This window comes from Paenibacillus sp. PvR098 (genome assembly GCF_017833255.1).
Taxonomy (GTDB): Bacteria; Bacillota; Bacilli; order Paenibacillales; family NBRC-103111; genus Paenibacillus_G.
Genome location: NZ_JAFIBU010000001.1, coordinates 1,083,377 through 1,105,623 on the forward strand (window position 1 = coordinate 1,083,377; position 22,247 = coordinate 1,105,623).

The window sequence follows — 22,247 nt, forward strand, 5'->3', positions numbered from 1 at the left end:
GTACCGGAATATACCAAGTTCGGTCAACCCCTTGTTTGAGAATTTCTTACATATCTAGGCTAAAAATGATTTAGGCCGAGGAATTAAGCTTCCTCGGCCTTGCTCAGAAACCTTATGAATTTAACAGCTCCCGCAGCTCTTCCAGATCGCTGACCGGAGATTGACATGCGTAGTTTTCGCATACATAGACCGTTGCCCGTCCGCCTAGAGGCAGCTTATCCTGCACAAGCGGAATCAACCGGCCGACTGCTTTAGCATCGGCTGGATCGGATGCGCGCAGGATTGTCAGCGCGTTCGGGTGGAACGACTGCCGCACCTCTCGGATCATCTCCTTCGTGTCGTCCTTTTCAGGATCTCCGGCAATGACGATTTCCGCGGGTGCTCCATACGCAAAGTCGACCGCCAAGAGGAATAACGCATGGCCGGAAGGATATCGCTCCACCGATCCGGCAAACGCCTTCAGCTGCTCCTCTGCTTTTTGCGACAAGGCAGCGTTGTAGGTGTATCGCGACAGCTTCTGCAGATTGAGCGCCGCGGCCGAATTTCCCGATGGCATAGCGCCGTCATAGATTTCCTTCGGACGTGTAAAGAGCTGTTCTCCGTCTTCTCCGTAGAAGAACAAGCCGCCCTTGGCTTCATCCCAGAACAACCGCAGCATCTCTTCGTTCAGCTCTATCGCCTGACGGAGAAAATCAAGCTCAAACGTCGCTTCATAGAGCTCAATTAGCCCCCAAACCAGGAAGGCGTAATCGTCGGCATAGCCGAGATAAGCCGACTCTCCGTCACGGTAGCGAGCTAAGAGTCTTCCATCCTCTCGGCGAAGCTTCGTGAGTATGAAAGCAGCGGCCTTTCTTGCTGCATCGGCATACTCCGGCTTGTTCAGCGCCTTCGCCGCTTTGGCCAAAGCCATGATCATCAAACCGTTCCATGAGGTCAGAATCTTGTCGTCTTTATGCGGATGTATGCGTTGCTCACGGTGGGCAAACAGCTTTTGACGGGATGTCTCCAGCCGCTCTTTCAGCTCTGATTCGTCTAACTGCTTCAGCCGAGCCATCGTTTCTATCGTACCGTCAATCAGATTCGGGATGCTGTGTCCCTCGAAATTACCCTCTTCGGTAATATCATAGACTTCACAATACAGCTCCCCCTCTTCCTCTCCGAGCACCTGCTTCACTTCTTGGGGGGACCAGACATAGAATTTGCCTTCCTCCCCTTCCGAATCCGCATCCTCCGCCGAGTAGAACCCGCCCTGCGGATCGGTCATATCCCTGAGCACATAGGCAATGATCTGCTCCGCCACTTCCGCATAGCGCCGTTTACCCATTGCCTGGTATGCTTCCACATACGTCATCGTCAGCAAAGCGTTATCATACAGCATCTTCTCAAAATGGGGCACCAGCCACTTCTCGTCCGTGGAATACCGCGCAAACCCGAATCCAACATGATCGTACATGCCGCCGCGGTACATCGCATCAAGCGTTTTCTCCGCCATATGCAATGCCTTCTCTCTGCCCGTCCGTTTCCAATACCTCAGCAAAAATGATAGATTATGGCTCGTAGGGAACTTCGGAGCATCACCAAACCCGCCGTAGCTTGAATCAAACATGCGTTCATACATCTCGAACGCGCGATCCAGAAGCTCCGCCGATAAATCCCCCTCCAGATTGGCGATCAACCGTTTCTGCGTCTCCTCCACAACCTGCTCGCCGATCTCGAGAACCTTGTCCTGGTCTTCCTTCCACTTGCCCCCAATTTGCGGCAAAATGTCCATCAACCCGTGACGCCCGTATCTGCGAGCCTTAGGGAAATACGTACCTGCAAAAAACGGCTTCTTCTCCGGAGTCATGATGATCGTAAGCGGCCATCCCCCCTGTCCGGTCATCGCTTGACATACGGACATGTACAGATGATCGACATCCGGGCGCTCTTCCCGGTCTACCTTGATCGAAATATAGTCGCGGTTCAACAGCTCCGCCACTTCTTTATCTTCGAACGATTCTCTTTCCATAACGTGACACCAATGACATGTACGTGTAGGTAACCAACGTTAGCTATACCCAATAGATAAGAAAATAGGCTTATTATCGCGCTTTGCAATTTCAAAAGCCTCTTCAGACCAAGGAAACCAGTCAACAGGGTTGTATTGATGTTGCAATAAGTACGGTGACTTTTCCTTGGCTAATCTATTGGGTTTATTGTTCGTTGTCATGGGGCACCACCTCTTTCCGTTGTTGGATTTGGTTAATTTAAACTTATGGTTATTATACCTAGATGGGTGGAAATATCCAATGAGGAGCGAAAAAGGTAACTCTTCATTGCTACCTAGTAATTAAATCTCTATAGTTGTTTGTTAGAAAATAGCAATGAAGTATTCTGAAGTTTTCATTCTGAAACTTACATAATGCTATTTACATTTGGTGCATTGTAATATGAACTGCGTCATCGAGAAAGGCTGACTTGGTCAAGCTTATCGAGCAATGTGATCCGGGTAGTTACGCTCAGTCAATGATATCCAGTCAGCTACGTCGTTTAACATCTGCTGAACTTCTTCATGAGTCAATCCTTCATCCTCAGCCCTATTCCATATATCTTCCATCAATGAACTCAAATTTCGAGGGTAAGATACGCTGTCGTGCCGTAGAACTACTCCAAGTATCGGTTCTGCATCACGTCCACCCTGTTCACTGTAAGACAAATGCGAAACATGCCAGCCTTGTTCGTTTCTAACCAGTTCCGAAAAATCACGTTCGTAGCGGGAAATAGAAAAGTAGCTGCGAAGCTCTGCTGCTTTTTCTTCGATTTTCTTACGCAAAACTTCTTGCTCACTAGTCAACGGTACTTTCATATTCTTTCCTCCCTTACTTTATTATCACCAAACATCCTTACTGTACCTTATGTCTACAGTTTCTTTTTCCCGGAAATATGGCTCATATTCTGATTCTCCAGTTTCTAAGGAATACATAATTACCTTATTCTCGTGACTATAAAGACGGAGGGCACCTTGTAACGAACAGGTAAACTCTTTTCCATTTCCATCGACATAAGTGAACTTTAACACATCAATTTGAACGTTAAAGTCTTCTGAGTTACTTATTCTAACTCGCACTTGAAGTTTAGAGCGATCAATTGGATCAATTCGAACTCCTTCGACAGAGCCTTTCACTGTACTTTTATTTCTTTTTTCGTCTTCAGCAGTCTGATTGATTAACCTTATAAAAACAAGCCGAAGCGCATGACCAATTCGCGCTTGGGCTTGTTTTATTTCAAGTTGGTTTGGTTTGGATTAATTCACGTTCCGACTTTTTCAGGGTACTTCAGTGAATTTTCAAAGGAATAGAAGTATATGGACCGAAGCAAGTTCAGCTTATCAACTTAACTGTACCTTCGGAAATTGCCGGAGTCATTTGGCTGTTCGTCACCCCGAATTTCCCCGGCTTAACGATATCATCAATCATAAGCCGCATCTCGTTCGTTTTAGTTTCCTGCTCTTGCAGCTCTGCTTGATCGGTGACCGTAGCTTCTTTCGTAACGTCTTGTTGCTGATGGGCGCTTTCATCTCTTTCAAGGATAGTTTCGTGCTGCTCTGCAGGTATCGGCGTCCCTTGTTGTTCCTCAGCCTCCGTTATCGTTTCTGTTGAATCCGTTTGAAGCTCTTCTTCCAATATTTCCATTGCTCTCCTTGGTGAACTTCAAGATGTCCCGCCTCATCAGTGTTTTGAACCTCCCCTTTCTACTGCCGAACGTTTGTTTGCTCCTCTTCATTTTGAACCTGATCTGTCACCGGCTGTTCCCCTTCCATTTTACCCTAATTACCTCTATAGCCATTTCTGTTTGAAGCTCCGGCGGATATTTTCCTGTTAATTCCAGTTGTTTCGCCAGGAACGAACGATGAGTGGGTACCTGCTGCCCCAGACTTCCTCGAAGCGTTCGAGTTCTACCAAAGCAGCTTCCTCTGTGACCGCTTTGTAAATCGGTTTCAAATTCAGCTTCTCTTTATCGTTGGCATAGGTATCTCTCAAAGGTTTGAAATACTTCGTGGTTGCGACAGCCGTACATTTTGGACTTTACCCGATAAAATGTTCTTCATATATTCGAAAAGCTCTTTGTCGCCGCTCGCTTCGGACTCATATTCTTTATCTTAAATTGTATATGTCTAATGTGCTCTCTCCTGCACGAATTCTATTTAATAACTCTGCTTCATCATCTTCTCTTTTTTTAGCTTCTATCAGCACCTCTTTAATTCGCTCTTTGGGCAGAACAACTACTCCGTCTTGGTCGCCATATACAAGATCTCCCGGAGATATGTTTACTTCACCAATCCGAATGGGTTGGTTAATATGGCCATAAGCCTTTTTATCCTTGCCTGTACCTTGTATGCATAAACCTCTTGAAAAAGTAGGGAAACCCATTTCGACCAACCTTTTGCAATCTCGAACACCACCGTTAATAACGATACCTGCAATTTGTTTTACCACGGCTGCAGTTGCCATGATCTCTCCCCAATAACCCGCTTCATAATACTCGCCAACATCAACAACAAGAACGTCACCAGGTTTAGCTTCATAGATGGCACGATGCAACCAAAGATTATCTTTAGGGGGCGAAAGTACAGGGAAGGCTGGACCGTATATTGTAAAAGTTGGTGAAATAGGTTTTATCGCTGATGGCAGCGCACCCCGTTTGCCTGATGCTTCGTGTAAGGTTGCTGAAGAGTACTTTTGGGCTTCTTCGAAATCATTTTGTTCTGTCATGTTAGCTTCACTCTTCCTTCCTTTCGAGCAACTTCTCATAACTTAATCCCATCACATCTACAATCGAAATTCCATCCATTATGGCCTTTGCCATTTCTCTCTCACGATCGGCTATAGCTTCGGCCTTGGTAATGACTTCTTCAGCTCGGCTGGAAGGGATAAAAGCAATACCACTGCCATCAGCAAGTACGTAATCACCAGGTGTCACCGCGACATTCTCGACCGTAATTTGTTCGTTGAATGATTGTTCTACAATTCTGCCTCTCGCCGTAGTTGGAACAGCCGTGCGGGCAAAAACCGGGAAATCGCCTTCTCTGCTTTCATCTATGTCTCGACAAGCTCCATCTACGATAACACCTGCAATCCCTTTCAATTTTGCGGCAGTGGATAATAACCCGCCCCAACCTGCTACGTCCAATCTTCCACCATTTTCCACAACGATTACATCTCCTGCGGAAGCTGACATGATGGCTGCAGTTCCCAAGTGCCGGGTGGATTGCACTTCTCCTTTTGGACCTAGTTTGACGGTAACGACTCTTCCGGCTATTTTGCCGCATTGCCACATTGGATGCAGCCTTGTTACTACACCGATTAATTGCAAAGAATCAAGCGCATCTGATACGGCACAAGTATCTAGCTGATATAACCTTTCCAACAGTTTATTCTTGCCGAAATCCGTGACCTTGTCCATGATGATCCTCCTTCAAGTCGGATACAACCCTATTAGCGTTTTTGCAAGTCATGGTATTTATGCTTGGCTCGAGCATCCGCTAACGACATGCCTTCTTCAGCATCTTTACGTATTTTTGTCTCTGCTTCATCGATTTGCTGAGCGATGGTTAATACTTTTTCTTCTAATTCTTGAGGAACCACGACAACTCCATCTGCATCGCACACGAGTATATCTCCAGGATTCACACGTATATCACCAAGCGAGATAGGTACATTAACAGCCTGCAGCTGCACCCGATCTTTACCTGTGCGCATATACTTGCCCTTGCTGAATATGGGCAGCTCGAGTTTCAAGCTATGCGCTACGTCTCGGCACACACCATTGATTACCACACCGGGAATTCCCCGACGGTGGGCAACCGAGGTGAGAATATCACCCCATACTGTACAGTTCAATCGTCCAGCATTATCTATAACGATAACCTGCTCCTCTGTAACCTCATCGATAAAATCGCCGACTGTTCCTTTATTCACTTCGACCGGTTCATATTTTAACGTATAAGCTCGCGCAACAATACGATAATTGCGGCTTAATGGATTTATTCCAAAACAGGCTCCTTCCATACCGATTTTGTCGATTGCATCTGATACGGCAGCCGTAGGAAGCTTCTTAAATCCTTCTATAATGTGATCCATAAGTATTCATTCCTTTCGAGAAGCGGATAAATTTACTATGCTAGAACTGCTACGATCTCGACTTGTACATTCATATGATTAGGCAAATCTACTAATGTAATATGTCTGGCTGGTCGATCATTTTCATGCGGGAACATCTTTAACCACTCTTCGTTAAACGGTGCTCTTAAATCGTTGTTTTTTAAATAAACACTCATTTTAACAATGTCATCCGTTGTTCCTCCCGCTGCTTTCATTAAAGCTCCCACATTCTGGAATAGGCACTCCATTTCTTTTGGGATATGAACCGGCAAAGCATTTGTTGCAGAATCTTTTCCCATAATGGCTGAGGAATATACGATTTTATCAATTTGAGATGCCATGGGAATAGGTGCATTGCCATGAGTTACACCTTGAATTTCAATAGATTTTCTTCTCGCCATCACGAATCAAGTCCTCCCCTAGAAAAATATTCTGCTTAATTACTTAATGCAGCAACAACAGATGCGACTTCATTTCCGACTTGTTCTGTTTTCGAGGATTCCCTCCGGAATCAGGTGATTTTTCTGTACCATAACCTGTTCGATTCTCTTTAGAACCTTTGATCCCCAATCTTTTTGTCCCAAGAAGTCGAGCATTTGACTCGCCGAATCAGCAACTTTTTCTAATACTTATATTCCCTCAGTTAAAACCTCGGGACCGATTCCAACTCTAAGAATAACCGCATTCTTGTAAGTTTCCATATACTATCTCTTCTTTCTAATGGGGACGAACTGAATTTTCTGAATTAAATGTCTTATTATCTTTCGTTTATAATAAAATATTATATTCCTGTAATGACTATGGAGGGCTAAGAGTGGAACTTTTACAATTGAAATATTTTCAAACAGTCGCGCGTCTTGAACATATGACTCGGGCAGCAGAGGAACTCTTTTTGTCACAACCTTCTCTTAGTAAAATAATCTCTAATTTAGAGAAGGAACTTTCTGTAAAATTATTTGATAGAACTGGCAAACATATTAAATTAAATGAATATGGCAAATCTTTTTTAAGTAAAGTAGATCTTGCGTTAGCAACCTTAGAAGACGCGAAGCGTGAGATGGTCACTCTTTCTACTGATATCTCCGGCAATATAGACATTGCAGCACTTTGCGGAATGCCTCTGCTAGCTGAACTTCTTGTCTCATTTCGCAAGGAGTACCCGCGTGTCAAATTTAACCTTTCACAATTTACTCTGAATTCACAACTACCTGCGACTTTTAATTTGTACATATCTGCAACACCGATAATACTTCAAGGCAGTACAACTATTCCTCTAATGACTGAAAAAATTTGCTTAGGTGTACCTGAAAACCATCGTTTAGCCAAGAGATCAAGCATCAAATTAAGAGAAATTGCAAATGACGAAGTTATAAGTCTGCGTCTAGGAACAAGCATTCGATATGTATCCGACATCATTTGTAAAGAAGCGGGATTTACGCCAAATATATCGATTGAAAGTAATGATCCTTCCACAGTACGCAAGCTTATCCGGGAAGGACAAGGCGTTGCTTTTATTCCCAAAATTACTTGGAAAGATGTAATAGGAGATGTTGTTTTACTCGATATTGATGAGCCATCATGTCAGCGTACTCTCGAAATGACATGGATTACAAATCGTTACAGTTCAAGTGCAGAAATGAAATTTCGCGATTATATTATTGAGTATTTTACTTGACTGTTGTAAAAAACTACGCTGTCGATTTATCCGAATTTATGCAAGCTTGTTAGAACCTTCGTCGAACGTCTGAAAATAACAAGGACATCGTTCCTCTATGGAGAAATTGACTATTACCACATCAACAATTTCCATATAAAGGAGATGTCCCATCCTTATGGTATCCCTCTACATGACCACAATAGTGAATTCGCAACACTCAAGTATTTTACTAAAAAAATGAGTTTAGTACCCCCCGATTAATATTCTTTTTGCAAATCAATCACATTAATCATATTTTTTTGGTCGGGATATGCTTTTAAATTTTCGATTAAAATATCCATTGCTCTTTTTAAAGTATTAGGAGAATGGCCTGCCATATGCGGTGTAATAATCACATTATCAAGCTGCCAAAGGGGATGATCGCTCGGCAACGGTTCTTGATCGAATACATCAAGGACAGCGCCTTTTATTTTTTTCCCCCTCAAGCTGTTAATCAGTGCCTTTTCTTCAATAATGGGTCCTCGTGCAATATTAATTATGTAAGCTGTGTCTTTCATCATACTCAATTCTTCTTGACCAATAAAATTTATAGTTTCTTCTGTTAGCGGCAATATCACAACGATAAAATCACAATTGCGGAATATTCTCTCTTTTTGTGCATAAGGGATGATTTCTTGTACATAGTCCGGAGTTTGGCTTGGAGTACGACGCAGCGCTAGAACATTCATCCCGAAAGCATTTGCCCGTTTTGCAATTTCACTGCCAATTCCGCCCAACCCCAAAATCCCCAAAGTTTTCCCATGAATCTCATCGATCGCAGTACTTATGCTCCAACTTCCTTTTTTTTGCAAGTCATAAAGGGAATAACTATTCTTCACTAAAGACAACATCATCCCAATTGTATATTCAGCTATCGGAATCTTATGAACCCCTTTAACGCTAGTAAGCACAATATTATGATCTCTTAGATAATCAAAAGGAACATCGTTTAACCCGGCATTTACAACATGAGTCCATTTTAAATTGGGCATCCGTTTCATGATATGTGCCGTTCTTCTCATTGTTATTAATATATCCGATTGTTTCAAAATATCTTCAGGAATCTCTACCTCGTTATAAAATGAAAATTGATGCATTGGAAATGTTTCTCTTAGCTTGTTTTCATCTTCCTTAGTGAATTTCTCAGCTAATTGAGTAATCGAAACAACATTCATTATTTTGTACTCTCCATTGTAGGTTCATTATTTTTTTTGGTCCGAAGATTTCTCTCCATCTGCGAAAGGTGAATGCTCAAATGCTCAAGCACGAATTTATCCAATACAAATGTCATCGGCTTCATTCCAAATTTTGGGTTAACGTGCTGTGATTCAACTTGCAAAGCGGCAGTATTGTATTTTGAAAGTAATTTTAATGCATTGAGATTAGCGTCTTCTAATCCTTTAAGTATTTCATCAACTGTACGGTTGTCGGCTTTCGCTACTGTCGCACTTCTCTCTTGCTCATTTAATTTTCTCCCAAAATGGACACTGGAATTTTGAAGGACATTACCGATTTCACCAAACCAAAAGTTGATGAATTCCTCAACATGGCACATCACTTCCATAATAGACCAGGCGTTTTCAGAAGGCTTCCACCGAATCGTATCTTCATCCAATAGTTTCGCTTTGGCGATGATCTCGTTCACTCTTTCATCAACTAAAGATTTATAGGTTTGAACGGTTGTCATTGTTTCCTCCCGCTAAATATATTTTCGAACGATTACAAATCCAATGTACTCTTGGTAAAAATTTCTTCCAGTGACAATCGTCTTTTCGTTAATCCCTGCTCATGCGAATATTGCGTAATCTTTTCTAAGAGCGAGCGGTTAGAAGCGACTCCATATGGAAAAGGATCCATCCGCATCTTTTGTTTACCATCTTGCGAAAGCCACCCAATCGAGGAATAAACTTCTGTCAGTTCACGGGTACGCTCTATCACCGTTTCTTTGGCTATACGAAAGGAATTATACAGGTTTAAGGCCAACCAAGGATTCTGTTCAAGAACCGTTCTTTTGATGACCACACAGTGATTAATCGGAAAAATACCCGTCTTTTCAAAATATCTGATGCCTTCTGCCTCTGGATCGGGAAATAGCGTGGTGACCATCGGATGTTTTCGCACATCCGTTCCCCTACTGCGATCCACTAAGTTATTGTCATTCAAATAATTCAGTGCAGCATCCAATTCGCCGCTGATCAGCATCGATGCAATAGTTTTTTCCACAGGAATCCTGTGAAAACTCACGCCTGCCGGTGGTTCGAATTTTGTCGCCCCGCCATGGCTAACCTCTTCTGTCCGCTCCATGTACCAGTCCATGTCCTCGGGCATTACGCCAAATTCATGCCGAAGGACTCCTCTCGACCAAAGCGCAGCGGTCTGCTGATATTCCGCAACACCGACTCTCTTGCCCCGAAGATCCGCAGGTTCTAGAATACCGGCATCTTTTCGTACGAGTATCCCCGTATGAAAAAATTTCCGTGTTGTAAATATGGGCAATCCTGCCCAGGTGTTGTCCCCTTGTTCGCGCATGATCAGAAAGGTTGAAAGTGACATCTCGGAAATGTCAAATTCCTGAAACTTCAGCTGCCTCCAAAACATTTCCGACGGATGAACCGTCGTAACGACCAATTCAACCCCTTGCACCGTTACACTTCCGTCAGCGATCGGACGCGTTCTCTCATTATTGGATAAAACCATGCTCAACTTCAATTTGCTCATCATCATCACTCCAAAGATTCTATTGGCTTATTCCCACTTAGCAAATGTCATGCCGATACCCGTACCGCTTGGAGTTCGAAACATGGGAAGATATTGATCCCAATCCATCTGCAAGTGCTCAACAGCAGCCGCTAAAATGACCCAGTTACGAATCTCCGAATTACCTGCTTTCAGGAGGTGTCTCGGTATATTACGTAATTCATGCTCAGAACGAGTTCGTAATGCCTTCAATACAAGTTGATCAAGACTCACATTCGTAACAAAATGGCTTAAACCTCCGGAAGCAACTACAGCTACCCGCAAATCATCAGGCATTGCTTCAATTGCAGTTCTCAATGCTCTTCCAAGGTCATAACAACGGGAAGGGGGGATCTCATTTGGCGGCAAAGTGTTCAAATAAACGGGAACCATGGGAATCAGTTGTTCCGGATTCATTAATTCCGTGACAACCATGCCAAAGCCGTGCCCATGTCCGTTCTTAGCAGGTTTTTTTGATTCTTTCAAAGCCCCTACATCAAAACCTTGTTCAATTAAAGAGTCTATTAAATGGAGACCAACCTTACGGGAACCTGGCCAGACATTATTCTTATCCATCCCCATCCCTTTGGTCATTTGTTGCAAGGCATCAGGAACTTCAGCCATTCTTTGATAGATTCCCAGCTTTTTTGTTCGATCTTCTTCAGCAACACTTATCACTTTATCCCCATAGAAAATAGCGAGGGCGGGAACATTCGATTCATCGATAAATTCACCGGGGTGATCATTACTAATAACAACAAGAATATCGGGATTAGCTTGAGCCAAATCGTCCTTTAATCGTCCGAATGCTTTCTTCATCGCTTCGTAGAGTTCCCGCAGATTCTCAGGTTGTGCTTGGACGCTATAAGGTCCTCCCCTTTGTGCATTAAGCTCTTCAAAAGTTACATGTTTTCCGGTTTCATCGAACAATAGTGGATGTCTTGAATCACTCTTTGCAAAATCCGCCCAATACTTTCCATCCATGGCCATCACAGGACTGTGAGACATCCCCAACCCCAGTACAATCTTAGCCATATCGCATTCCTCCACTGTGAATGATTAAATTTTTATCCCAAATTTCTTGCCGATTGTGCGTGCAAGGATCGCCACCCCAATCGTTAATAACACGACGAAAACTCCCGAAATTGCGGCGGCCTCGTATTTCCCGTCCACCATATAGTCTAGTTGCAATATGGAAAGGGGACGGTTCTTGCTTGTCACCAGCATAGTGATTTGCGCCACACTTCTTGAAGCTGTTATAAAGGTGATAATTCCAACCGAAAGAAGTGCCGGCGCCAATATCGGCAACAGGACTCTGCGATAAGTGTACAACCAAGATCCGCCTGAGACTGCAGAGGCTTCTTCAAGTTCGCTGTGCAATTGCACCATATTGCTCTTGATTAACTGAACCCCTGTCGTCATGCTGCTAATCAAAACAACGATTATGAGTACAAAAATCGTTCCATACAACGTCCGTAAAAGAGGAGTTTCCAAAAACATCCACAACATACCTAACCCGAGTAAAATTCCGGGAATACAAGCAGGCAACCAGGTTAAAAAATCAACGGTACCCCGGAATTTAAACTTGCTGCGCACGGATATATACGCCAGCAGTGAGAACCAAAGCATTCCCCCCACAGCAACACCTAAAGCAAGCTTCACTGTGTTCCATATCGAATGAATTAAAATGGGATCATTTAAAACTTGATGCCAATGTTGTAAAGTCCAAGGTTGCTCGATAGTAAAAAACCCAAACAGTTTCATAAAAGTTCCCATCAAAAGGAAGACTGCGGGGACAACTGTAATCAGTAATCCGAACATAAAAACGAAAGAAAATGCAGGCCATTTCATGGAACCAAGCCGAATTTTAGCAGGCTTGAAATGGCTTGTTACCGTAATGAATTTCCGTTTCGTACTAATCCAATATTGATATAAAATCAAGGGAGTTATGCTTAATAAAATAACAATGCCCAAAACGGTTGCGGCTCCATAGAGGGGTTGATCTCTCATGATCAGTTGATAGATCTTTGTACTGAATACATAAAATCCGCCAGGCGGTCCTAAAATGATCTCCGTTTCAAAGGACTCAAGATTATGAATCAGCGAAATAATGAGAGAAATGAGGATGGTCGGCATCATCATCGGAATGACGGTATGAATGATCGTCCCGACCTTACCATAACCCGACATGTGAGAGGCTTCCTCTAAAGAGGCATCCATATTCCGGAAGGCCGGCAGCATCAATATATATTTCGCAGCAACCGACTTTGTTACCAAATGCATCCAAACGATCCCCCAGAAGGTGTAGATATTAAAAGGTCCCTGTTTCATTCCAAACCAGTTTATGAACATTTGATTGACCAATCCGAACTTGGGATCAAGCAGCAAAATCCATCCCATCAAAACCGGCAAAGCGGGCAGGAAAAAGGCAACCCACATAAAAAAGTCCAAACAACCCTTCCACGGAATATCAGTCCGGGCTATTAACCAAACAACGAAGATAGCGATTGGAAAAGCGATTAATTCCGTAATGAATACACGATTAAACGTATTGATGATAGACTCGACCATCCCTGGCTGCTGCCAAGCAATGATCCAGTTTCCGATACCGAAAACTTGATTCCCATCCGGCATTGTAATGACAAAACTATTGATTAATAGCAATATCAAAGGATAAAGTACAGAGATTGCCAGCATCATTAACATTAAAGTGTAAAAAAGAGAACGACCCTGGAACGGTATCCCCTTGGACTTTGATGCAGTTTCACCCATTACTTTGGCCATACAGTCACCGCCTCAGGAGGAAAATAAAGGCGTACTGACTGCCCCTCTGCCAATCTTTGATTACGAGGAGCATAAACAAGCACGGAAGTATCACCCAACTGAATGTGACATTCATAGCGATCTCCCACAAACAGCAGGGCGTTTATTGTTCCTTCCAATTCATTTCCTTTGGATTGTTCTAAATCGGAAAGAATACTGATATCTTCCGGACGGATAGCAATCACAATCTCTTGGGCCATGATTGCTTTTGACATTGAATGATTGCGGCTCACTAGCGTCTTGTTTGATTTTCCACTTAAAAGAATCTTCGTTTCCTCATTGTTTGATGTTTCGACGATCTTCCCAGGCATGATTACACTAGCACCCACAAAGTCGCGAACAAATGAGGAACGCGGGTGCTCATAAAGAGTTTTGGGAATACCTACTTGTTCAACTCTGCCCTTATTCATAATGGCGATTCGATCCGACAAACTTAAGGCTTCAAGTTGATCATGGGTAACCAAGAGAACGGTAACGCCTACTCTCCGCTGAAGAAGCTTTAATTCAACTCTCATTTGTTCACGAAGCTTAACGTCCAAATTGCTGAAAGGTTCATCCAGTAAAAGAATTTCCGGTTCATACACAAGGGCTCTTGCTAAAGCAACACGCTGCTGCTGCCCCCCGCTTAAAGCAGGGCCGGGGCGGTTTTCCAGACCGCCAAGACCGACCAATTCCAATATATCCATGACGCGTTTACGTCTTTCAGTTCCAGGTATCCTGCGAGCCCGTAACGGGTAGGCTACCGTCTCAAATATCGTAAGATGGGGCCAAATGGCATAAGATTGAAAGACCATACCCATGTTTCGTTTATAAGGAGGAACAAATATTTTATCGGAGGGTGAGGCCAGAATCGTATTTCGAAAGGAGATTTTCCCTTCATCAGGTTGTTCCAATCCGGCCACCTGACGCAACGTTGTCGTCTTCCCGCAGCCGCTGGGGCCTAGAAGGGTGAAAATTTCTCCTTGCTTTATTTCGAGCGAAAGTTCGTCAACAGCCTTATTCGATTCAAAATACTTACTAATTCGCTCTAAAGTCAAAATATTTTCTTCTGACATCTTTCCCCCTCCTTTTAAGGATTTAAACGCTTTCACTATCTAAATTCATTTCTAACTTTAATTAAGCTTAAAGACGCAGGGAACATTACTGAAATGTCAAACTCCACAAAATGTAACTGCCGCCAAAATAGTTTAGTTATTTTAATTTTGTAGTCATATCTGCTATACGTTGGAGATAAGATTCCCCGGACTCATCTTGCGGATAGATCGTTTTGCTTAACTCCTCAGGTTTGATGACGGCATCGGGATCGCCATATTTCACATCCAAACGGCGACTATTCCATTTCGTGCCGACTGCAAGTCTCTCCTGTACTTTTGCACTTAAAAGCCAGTTGATAAAGACCTTGGATGCATTGGGATGCGGAGCATTATTCAAATATTGGATGCCTCCCGAACCGGGGGAAATGGCCACAGCACCCTCTTCAACCGCCAAAGGTTTAATATTCTTGCCCAAGCCTTGGTCAATGAATGGAATCAAATCAAAATTCCGCAATCCGAAACCGACGGGATAGGTTTGTCTGATTACCCATTCCGATAACTGTCTCAAATCCTTCGTAATGACAATATTCTGATTAAACATTAATTGTTTTACAAAATCCTCCCCATAGACCTTAAGCAAAAAGGCTAAATTAACCTGCCCTGCCCCGCCCCTTGGGTCGGACATCACAATTTTCCCTTTCCATTTCGGATCGGTTAAACCTTTGACAGTTATCAGCTCCGACTCAGGGATCACATCCCGGTTTACAAAGGCCGGGTAAGATTTATTGCCGAGGAATGCAACTACATACTTTCTCTCATTGTCGGAAAAAATACCATCCATGCCACCCAGCCATTTACTCCCATCCAACACTTCAGGTAAGATCAGCATAGGCCGTATGGGCTCTAACATCCCTTCTTTTTTGGCCTGCCACACCGAACTGTCCGCACCGCCTATGCGAAAATCCCAAAGGTATTGGCCAACCTTTCGCTCTTGTGTAATCCGAGGCCAAAAATCCCTCGAATTCCCCGTGGTGATATCCAATTTTATGTCTGGGTAATCTTCTTGAAAGGTCATCAATATTTTTCGCCATTCTTCACTGCTTGGTATGGAAATGACAAGTTTCTTTTCCACCTTGGCAGCCTCAACCGTCTGTTTCCATTCGGCTAGCTCTTCCCAGTTAGCTTTGTCGGTATTCTTTGTGTTATTCGGGGTACTTTGTACAGTGGGGCTAACTGCAGAAGTTCCACATGCGGCCAACACCACACTGATCGTAAGAGTCAAAACAACAGCGTGCCATCGAGAACCTTTTCCTCTTCCCAACATTTTCAATGTATCCCCTCCGACGAAACTTTTATTCTATTTCTTTGTTCAGACATCTAAATACTTGCTTCGGAAGTGCGCTTTAAAGTCCGTCCCTTTCGGTAAAACCTCGGATACAACCCTTAGATCAGCGTATAGATTGTGGTCTTCTTTCGTCGAACGCTCGTTCTTGTTTTCTTTCAACTCTATAATTGCTTTTTCCAATACTTGACGTGCTTGGATGATCACCTTATCGGCGGAAGTCAGATGCTCTTGAGTACGGTCTTGTACAGGCCCCATTCCTTCTATAGCGACAACATCATGGACGGCAAAGGAGGTTCCTACTCCACTATATGTTTTGGTTTTCATTTCTTCACGGTCCTGCAGATACCGATTCTCCCGGTTGCGAACAGGCATAAAGTTTGGATGCATGGTTTCTTGATTTTCTTTTAGAAACCATTCTTTTTCAATAGGTTGGGAGCGACGGAATATAAAGCTGTACCTCCAGTGGTGAGTATCATCGATGGGCACATGCCAATTCACAATATATCCATCACCCACTGTTGGACCGGGAACAGCCGAAAAATTTGGAAAAACATAATTTGATACCTTTAGGTACATCTTATCGTGATCCATATCCCTCACCGTATAGACTCTCAACCCGAATTCCGTTTTCTCCGTCTCAATCGTAGGTGCAACATCTTTTCCCTGCAAATCGTTGGCCGTCAAGCTGCCGCCTTTAACCACCTTATATTTCGCAGCGTCGCCCTCATCAAATATACGGTGCAAATAGGAACTGTGGCTTGGATCGATATTGCCTTCATTACCTTGCAAATAATTGCATTCACAATAGTATTTGCTTACATAACGATGGCTTTCCGGCACGTTGAGGACTTCAATGTCCGGAAACGCGGGAGGTTCCCCTGCTCCTAAATAACCGAAAATGATTTCGCCTCTCTCGACAACAGGATACGACGGCTGGCGAATGCTCTTGCGGAAGTTGCTTCCTGCAGGCTCCGCAGGAATTTCAAGGCACGACCCGCAGGAATCAAACAACCAACCATGGTAAATACATCTCAATCCCCCATTTTCTACCCTACCATAGCTTAAATCTGCTCCCCTATGGGCACAGTGAATACCTAACAAACCTGGCACGCCTTCCTCATTGCGAAACAGAACCAGATCTTCACCCATGATCCTGACAGGCAGAGGCGCACCATCTATCGGCAACTCTTTAGAGAGCGCTACCGGCTGCCAACAGCTTCGCAGTACCTCTCCCGCAGGCGTTCCCGGACCCGTTCTTGTTAAAAGTTCATTCTTTTCCTTTGACAGCATGCAAAACACTCCTCACGTTAATATAGTTTATTCTTTTTGAACTCCCCATCAAACACGGTTATTTCAGATTGAAAATCTTTCTTGCGTTACCTTCAAAAACCTTATGCTTGTCTTCCGCACTTAAGAATTCGATGCCTTCGATAACCGGCTTCAGATCGTCAAGATATAGACCTGTCTTTGGATCGAAGCCTGATCCTGTACCCGGTTTTTCAGTACCGAATAATACGTTATCTGTTCCTACAATTTTGAAAAGTAATTCCAGCGCGTGTTTATTATAAGTACATGTTTCAAAGTAAAGCTTGCGCAAGCTATCCTCGAAGTGCTCTTCTATATTCTTGCGAAATCTCCATGCTTGAAAACGGCCCGTATGATAAGGAATGGCTCCCCCGCCATGAGAAATAATAATTTTTAAGTCCGGAAAATCTTTGAATACGCGCGATTCCAGTAAAGAGATAATCGCTATATTTTCTTCATTAATAAAATGTATAGTATAAGATTGTCTCGGGTTGCAGCACGCTGCGGAGTGTACCAATCCAGGAACGCCCAATTCAACCATCTTCTCATACAACGGATACCAGTATTCGTCCCCCATTGCTGGTGCAGTAGGATGTCCACCTTCTGCGGGATCGGGATTGATCAAACACCCTACAAAACCAAGCTCTTTAACACATCGCTCTAACTCATAGATAGAACGATCAATGCCTTCATCCATCGATTGAGGCAATCCGGCAACACCCTGAAAAAGATTTGGATACAGCTTACATTGACGTGCAATGATATCGTTCACAAAACCTGTCCATTGATGAATAATTGATGATGGTTTCATTGAATGCATTACATGATATGGACGAGGCGAAATTAGCTGCAAATCCGTACCTACTTCATTCATTAATTTCACGTGCCCCTGTAAATTGGTTTCTAATAAATCATCGCTTATTTTGGGAGGGCCACTATCCGGATTACCCCGACTGGCCAGTAATCTTGCCTGGTATGCATAAACTTCTGCCGGCGCAGTGGTGTGACCATGAATATCAATAATCAATCGTATTTCCCCCTACAATTTATTAGTAAGGGCTCATAAGACCGGATGAAAGCCCTTACACTTTTATTATATGGACTAACATTTTCGATAATTATATATATTTCATCATATAGATCATATACCAAAACGTATTAAACCTTATAAATCACAGCAAAGGTTACTTTTGCAATCATGTTATTAATCGGCTTAGAAAAGGAAAGAGGGGGGTGAGAAGCGTGGAAAGGCAATTGGCCACGAAAAAGCAGGTGAAGGGAAGGAAAATACAGCAACAAATCTAGTCAAAAAAAAGCTCAAGCCTTGTTTCAGCTTGAGCTTTTTATACTCCTTTTAACTCGAGTCTTTTTGTTCTTTAGTCTACGATCAATTTAGCCTTCATAGTACTTCTTTAAATTGCTCGTTATTTCACCCGTTTTTTAAACCTTAACCTGAATGGGTTGAACGATACCGGCATTCAAAGCAGCCATGTCCGGAGATGGCTAAGAAGTTTGATAAAGAATTTAAACTGCAGACGATTCGGTTAATTCAAGAAGAAGGCAAATCAGTAGCGCAGGTATCCAGAGAAATGGGACTACACGAGAACACTTTACGTCGCTGGAATGTGATACAAACGCAAGACGGTTCTCACATTCCCTGGTAGCGGGAAGCTAAAGCCAGATGATCAGGCTGTACGTGATCTGCAGAAGCAACTGCAAGACTTAAAGGAAGAGAATGAAATCTTAAAAAAGGCGATGCACTACTTCGCAAAAGACCGGCGCTGATCTATCAGTTCATCCACGATCACCGCTTCAAGTTCCGCGTCGCGAAAATGTGCACTGTATTTGATATATCAAGAAGCGCATACTATGCCTGGACCGAACGTAAACCGAGTAAGCGAGACAAACGACGAGAGCGTCTGGAGCATCAGATACGGCGTGTCTTTATCGTTTCAAGAAGACTCTATGGAAGCAATAAAGTCTGGGAAGCCTTGAAGAAGCAAGGTATTCAAGTGTCTGAAAAGACTGTTGCCCGCATGATGAAAGAATTAGGTTTGAAATCCAGGACGATCAAGAAGTATAAGGCCACTACGAACTCAAAGCACAATCTCCCAGTCGCAGATAATGTACTGAATCAAACATACGTTGCTGCTGCCCCGAATAAGGTGGTGGATGACAGACATTACATACATTCATACCGATGAGGGATGGTTATACTTGGCAAGAGTAATGGACTTGTACAGTCGAAAGATCGTCGGTTTTCATATGGATGATCGGATGACCAAGCAAGAATTAAGAAATATGAAATGAGAGGTAGCATGAGTCGTAAAGGAAATTGTTACGATAATGCTTGTATTGAATCCTTCCACAGTGTTCTCAAGAAAGAACTGGTCTACTTAGAGAAATTCAGCACGCGCAAAGAGGCAACAGAGAAAATTTTTGAGTATATTGTATGTTCTTATAATGGGAAGAGAATTCATTCTTCTATTGAATATTTCACATCTAATCAGTACGAACTTATGTACTGATAAGCAGCGTAATTCTCTCAGTTTAATGTGTCCATTCTATTGACAGCGCTCCAAAGTAATAAAATAATGACACATACCAAGTAATTGCTCCTCCTTTACAATATTAGAATTACCGGATTAACCCCCTGAGTTTGGACACTAGCTCACCCTTACTCAGCCATTCTTAGTTTTTTAATTTACACACGAACCTCTTTAATAGGGATCGGTTGAATCTTGTTCTTTTCATAGAAATCAGCCGGTGACAGATCTCGGATGCTCGAATGGATTCTGCGCTCATTGTAGAACCTAATGAATTCGGTGACAGCCTCATAAGCTTCACTGTAACTCGCAAAGTCTTGCCTAGCTAAGCATTCATCCTGTAGCAGTCGATGGAAAGACTCAATGTGAGCGTTCATATTCGGTGTGCGTGGTGGAATCCGTTCATGCTCCATTTCAAAGCTTTCACAGGCTTCTCCAAACGCTTGGGAAATAAATTGGGGACCATTGTCTGTTCGAATGACCGGCTTTATCTTGACCTCAAATAACTGGCGCTTGAACAGTGCAGTTTGCAGTGTACGCACCACATCTTTCGCCTCACAACGAAGGCCAATATGGTACGTGATGACTTACGTATACATCAAGGCAGGATTGGATATAAAAAAAGCGATCCTCTCCCACAATATACCCATATTTAATATCTGTCTCAAATAGTTGATTTGAGGCCGTTATAATTCGGTTTCGAGCTAGTTTCCTCGGATATGTTGAACGAATTTTCCGCTGTGGACGCAGAATCCTAAGCGCTTTACAGAGTCGATAAACTTTCTTTTTATTGATAATCAATCCGTAATCCCGACGTAGTGCCACAGTTAATTTGCGGTAGCCATACGCATAACCGTCATCGGCCACCAGTTCCATTAACCATTCCTCGATCTGAGCATCCGCCACTTTGGAGCCGTCTTGTTGGAGTGAATAACCGGGTGCTGGGCGCCCCTCACTTACTGTTTTCTCCGCTACTCTGCTGAATTTGTGGTAATAGTAGCTGGATCTTGGGATCTTCACCAAACGCAGCACAAGCGTTATGTCATATCCCTGGTTGATGTAGTAGTCTGCTACTTCAACTTTGTCAGCAAATGAGGGTTTTTCTTTTTTATTAAGTCACGAAGGATCGCAATCTCGAGATCTTTCTCACCCAGAAGTTTTTTGAGTTGATCATTTTCTTGTGCAAGAACCTTGGATTCTAATGGAGTTATCCCATCCAGTGTAGTCACATCATATTTACCTTCTTCAAATTCTTTCACCCAACGATGGAGCATGTTGGCAGCTATCTCATAACGGCGAGCTACGGCCGCCTTATTCCCAGTTTCTATAGCTTCTTTCACCACTTGTAGTTTAAATTCTTTTGAATGTTTATTTTTCTTCATGTCATCATCCCCTGTCACTAATAGTGTAAACCAAACCCACTCTTAGTGTCCAAGTTCGCCAGGGGGCTAAAGAGCTTTTATTCTATTCTTTCAACCAATCGGAAGTCATAATGGTTTGACCTATTTTAATAAAACGCTCCTAAAGAACGACACTAACCCTTACCTTTACAGTGTTTGATAATACAATAAAAGGAGAGTTCATCTTATCTATCTTCCATGGAAAGCCAGGTGATTAAGATTAATAAAAATGCAGTACAGAAAGCTCTTCTTTCCTTTAACATCAGGCCAGATTCCGTCACCCTAAATGACAGTCCCAAAAAAAAGGTATGGGAAGTCGTTAGGGGTTCCGAAAAGTATGCCTTAAAGTGTGTTTCAACAGATAAAGTGGCGTACAATGTTACTGAGGTGAGCCGTCATCTTCAGCAAAATGGCCTTTCAGTCCTTGAGGTACTGCCTACAGTCGATGGGAAATGGTTTAGCACGCAAAACGACTTCCATTTCATTCTAACAAGATGGGTTTCAGGAACCATCCCCCGGTACGATAACCCTTCCATGCTGGAGAACATCACCACTAAGCTTTCCCGTTTTCACCAGTCATCCAGAGGTTTTAACGGTAAGTCAGCCAAGATCGAAGACCTCTTCCAACTCTATCCATCTCATTATGAAAAGAAAAAGAACCAACTCGAAAAATCAAGAAGTCGGATCCATTCGTCTAAAGACCCCTTTACCCGTCTTTTCATTCTTCATTACCCTTGGCTCCAATCCAGGATCAAATGGGTACTTGATCACTTCCCGCATGCCGCCTTTAAGTCGTTGATCGCTCAGTCCCGGAAGGATCCGTTTCTACAGCATGGGGACTATTCGCGAATCAATGTCCTGGCAGATTCATCGGGTCAACTCATAGTCATCGATCTCGATACAGTGGCTTACGCATTACCCGTATGGGATATTTCCCGACTTATCACCTGGGTAAATCATGATCTGCAACAGTGGTCTGGAGATCGGCTTCAGGAAATGCTAAAAAGGTATCAGCAAATTCGACCTATGAGTCAAATTGAACAAGATCTGCTCCAAGTGGATCAGATCTTTCCGCATCTAGCAACTAACTTAGCTGTCTCCTACTACAAGGGCAGTAAAAGTCCAACGCTCCTGGATGAATTTGAACGAACCTTGGTCATAGATCGAGAAAAAATCAAGGACTTGGGGCTTGGCCCGTTAACTTAGCGAGGATAGACACAAA

Annotated in this window: 17 protein-coding genes and 4 pseudogenes; 3 read left to right on the top strand and 18 right to left on the bottom strand. The window is 43.2% G+C overall.

Annotation, left to right across the window (positions count from 1 at the left end):
- Positions 1-112: 112 nt before the first annotated feature.
- The 8 genes and pseudogenes from JOE45_RS05365 to JOE45_RS05400 form a co-directional block, all read right to left on the bottom strand.
- Positions 113-2,209, bottom strand: a pseudogene (locus JOE45_RS05365) (thioredoxin domain-containing protein).
- A gap of 258 nt (positions 2,210-2,467) precedes the next feature.
- Entirely contained in the window at positions 2,468-2,845 is a 378-nt protein-coding gene (locus JOE45_RS05370; protein WP_210021166.1) for a hypothetical protein, read from the bottom strand.
- Positions 2,846-3,359: 514 nt separating this feature from the next.
- Complete coding sequence (locus JOE45_RS05375) at positions 3,360-3,671, bottom strand: hypothetical protein (protein WP_210021165.1); 312 nt, start codon at positions 3,669-3,671, stop codon at positions 3,360-3,362.
- 189 nt (positions 3,672-3,860) lie between these two features.
- A pseudogene (locus JOE45_RS05380) lies at positions 3,861-3,995 on the bottom strand (transposase); the annotation flags it as partial.
- 138 nt (positions 3,996-4,133) lie between these two features.
- Positions 4,134-4,751, bottom strand: coding sequence for a 4-carboxy-4-hydroxy-2-oxoadipate aldolase/oxaloacetate decarboxylase (locus JOE45_RS05385; RefSeq protein WP_210021164.1), 618 nt, complete (start codon positions 4,749-4,751; stop codon positions 4,134-4,136).
- A 7-nt stretch (positions 4,752-4,758) separates the two neighbouring features.
- On the bottom strand, positions 4,759-5,442 hold the full coding sequence (locus tag JOE45_RS05390; protein WP_210021163.1) for an RraA family protein: 684 nt from the start codon (positions 5,440-5,442) through the stop codon (positions 4,759-4,761).
- A gap of 32 nt (positions 5,443-5,474) precedes the next feature.
- On the bottom strand, positions 5,475-6,119 hold the full coding sequence (locus tag JOE45_RS05395; RefSeq protein ID WP_210021162.1) for an RraA family protein: 645 nt from the start codon (positions 6,117-6,119) through the stop codon (positions 5,475-5,477).
- A 35-nt stretch (positions 6,120-6,154) separates the two neighbouring features.
- Complete coding sequence (locus tag JOE45_RS05400) at positions 6,155-6,541, bottom strand: RidA family protein (protein ID WP_245247205.1); 387 nt, start codon at positions 6,539-6,541, stop codon at positions 6,155-6,157.
- Positions 6,542-6,954: 413 nt separating this feature from the next.
- On the opposite strand from JOE45_RS05400, the gene JOE45_RS05405 reads away from it, so the two are divergent.
- Positions 6,955-7,815, top strand: coding sequence for a LysR family transcriptional regulator (locus JOE45_RS05405; RefSeq protein ID WP_210021161.1), 861 nt, complete (start codon positions 6,955-6,957; stop codon positions 7,813-7,815).
- Positions 7,816-8,054: 239 nt separating this feature from the next.
- On the opposite strand, the gene JOE45_RS05410 is transcribed toward JOE45_RS05405, so the two are convergent.
- From JOE45_RS05410 to JOE45_RS05450, 9 genes are all read right to left on the bottom strand, one after another.
- Positions 8,055-9,011 (bottom strand): D-2-hydroxyacid dehydrogenase, encoded by a 957-nt coding sequence (locus tag JOE45_RS05410; RefSeq protein WP_210021160.1) that lies wholly within the window; start codon positions 9,009-9,011, stop codon positions 8,055-8,057.
- Entirely contained in the window at positions 9,011-9,523 is a 513-nt protein-coding gene (locus JOE45_RS05415) for a DinB family protein (RefSeq protein WP_210021159.1), read from the bottom strand. Before JOE45_RS05415 ends, JOE45_RS05410 begins: the two co-directional genes overlap by 1 nt.
- A 32-nt stretch (positions 9,524-9,555) precedes the next feature.
- A complete protein-coding gene (locus JOE45_RS05420; RefSeq protein ID WP_210021158.1) occupies positions 9,556-10,554 on the bottom strand; it encodes a type 2 periplasmic-binding domain-containing protein in 999 nt (332 codons plus the stop codon).
- A 27-nt stretch (positions 10,555-10,581) separates the two neighbouring features.
- Positions 10,582-11,607, bottom strand: a complete 1,026-nt coding sequence (locus JOE45_RS05425; RefSeq protein WP_210021157.1) for a DODA-type extradiol aromatic ring-opening family dioxygenase — start codon at positions 11,605-11,607, stop codon at positions 10,582-10,584.
- 24 nt (positions 11,608-11,631) lie between these two features.
- Positions 11,632-13,356, bottom strand: a complete 1,725-nt coding sequence (locus JOE45_RS05430) for an ABC transporter permease (RefSeq protein WP_210021156.1) — start codon at positions 13,354-13,356, stop codon at positions 11,632-11,634.
- Positions 13,344-14,450 (bottom strand): ABC transporter ATP-binding protein, encoded by a 1,107-nt coding sequence (locus JOE45_RS05435; RefSeq protein ID WP_210021155.1) that lies wholly within the window; start codon positions 14,448-14,450, stop codon positions 13,344-13,346. The genes JOE45_RS05430 and JOE45_RS05435 overlap by 13 nt, the downstream gene beginning before the upstream one ends.
- A 136-nt stretch (positions 14,451-14,586) precedes the next feature.
- Complete coding sequence (locus tag JOE45_RS05440) at positions 14,587-15,753, bottom strand: ABC transporter substrate-binding protein (protein WP_245247207.1); 1,167 nt, start codon at positions 15,751-15,753, stop codon at positions 14,587-14,589.
- A gap of 45 nt (positions 15,754-15,798) precedes the next feature.
- Entirely contained in the window at positions 15,799-17,064 is a 1,266-nt protein-coding gene (locus JOE45_RS05445) for a Rieske 2Fe-2S domain-containing protein (RefSeq protein WP_210021153.1), read from the bottom strand.
- A gap of 58 nt (positions 17,065-17,122) precedes the next feature.
- Positions 17,123-18,106, bottom strand: a complete 984-nt coding sequence (locus JOE45_RS05450; protein WP_210021152.1) for an amidohydrolase family protein — start codon at positions 18,104-18,106, stop codon at positions 17,123-17,125.
- A gap of 472 nt (positions 18,107-18,578) precedes the next feature.
- Here JOE45_RS05450 and JOE45_RS05455 point away from each other — a divergent pair.
- Positions 18,579-19,607, top strand: a pseudogene (locus JOE45_RS05455) (IS3 family transposase).
- Positions 19,608-19,783: 176 nt separating this feature from the next.
- Here JOE45_RS05455 and JOE45_RS05460 read toward each other — a convergent pair.
- Positions 19,784-21,007 (bottom strand): annotated as a pseudogene (locus JOE45_RS05460) (IS3 family transposase).
- 228 nt (positions 21,008-21,235) lie between these two features.
- On the opposite strand from JOE45_RS05460, the gene JOE45_RS05465 reads away from it, so the two are divergent.
- A complete protein-coding gene (locus JOE45_RS05465) occupies positions 21,236-22,231 on the top strand; it encodes a phosphotransferase (RefSeq protein WP_210021151.1) in 996 nt (331 codons plus the stop codon).
- The last annotated feature ends 16 nt before the right edge of the window (positions 22,232-22,247 follow it).

Coding starts and splice junctions, on each gene's coding strand:
- JOE45_RS05420 (WP_210021158.1), bottom strand. CDS start 10,554: ATGAGCAAATTGAAGTTGAGCATGGTTTTATCCAATAATGAGAGAACG.
- JOE45_RS05390 (WP_210021163.1), bottom strand. CDS start 5,442: ATGGACAAGGTCACGGATTTCGGCAAGAATAAACTGTTGGAAAGGTTA.
- JOE45_RS05395 (WP_210021162.1), bottom strand. CDS start 6,119: ATGGATCACATTATAGAAGGATTTAAGAAGCTTCCTACGGCTGCCGTA.
- JOE45_RS05430 (WP_210021156.1), bottom strand. CDS start 13,356: ATGGCCAAAGTAATGGGTGAAACTGCATCAAAGTCCAAGGGGATACCG.
- JOE45_RS05435 (WP_210021155.1), bottom strand. CDS start 14,450: ATGTCAGAAGAAAATATTTTGACTTTAGAGCGAATTAGTAAGTATTTT.
- JOE45_RS05415 (WP_210021159.1), bottom strand. CDS start 9,523: ATGACAACCGTTCAAACCTATAAATCTTTAGTTGATGAAAGAGTGAAC.
- JOE45_RS05425 (WP_210021157.1), bottom strand. CDS start 11,607: ATGGCTAAGATTGTACTGGGGTTGGGGATGTCTCACAGTCCTGTGATG.
- JOE45_RS05410 (WP_210021160.1), bottom strand. CDS start 9,011: ATGAATGTTGTTTCGATTACTCAATTAGCTGAGAAATTCACTAAGGAA.
- JOE45_RS05375 (WP_210021165.1), bottom strand. CDS start 3,671: ATGGAAATATTGGAAGAAGAGCTTCAAACGGATTCAACAGAAACGATA.
- JOE45_RS05400 (WP_245247205.1), bottom strand. CDS start 6,541: ATGGCGAGAAGAAAATCTATTGAAATTCAAGGTGTAACTCATGGCAAT.
- JOE45_RS05385 (WP_210021164.1), bottom strand. CDS start 4,751: ATGACAGAACAAAATGATTTCGAAGAAGCCCAAAAGTACTCTTCAGCA.
- JOE45_RS05370 (WP_210021166.1), bottom strand. CDS start 2,845: ATGAAAGTACCGTTGACTAGTGAGCAAGAAGTTTTGCGTAAGAAAATC.
- JOE45_RS05440 (WP_245247207.1), bottom strand. CDS start 15,753: ATGTTGGGAAGAGGAAAAGGTTCTCGATGGCACGCTGTTGTTTTGACT.
- JOE45_RS05445 (WP_210021153.1), bottom strand. CDS start 17,064: ATGCTGTCAAAGGAAAAGAATGAACTTTTAACAAGAACGGGTCCGGGA.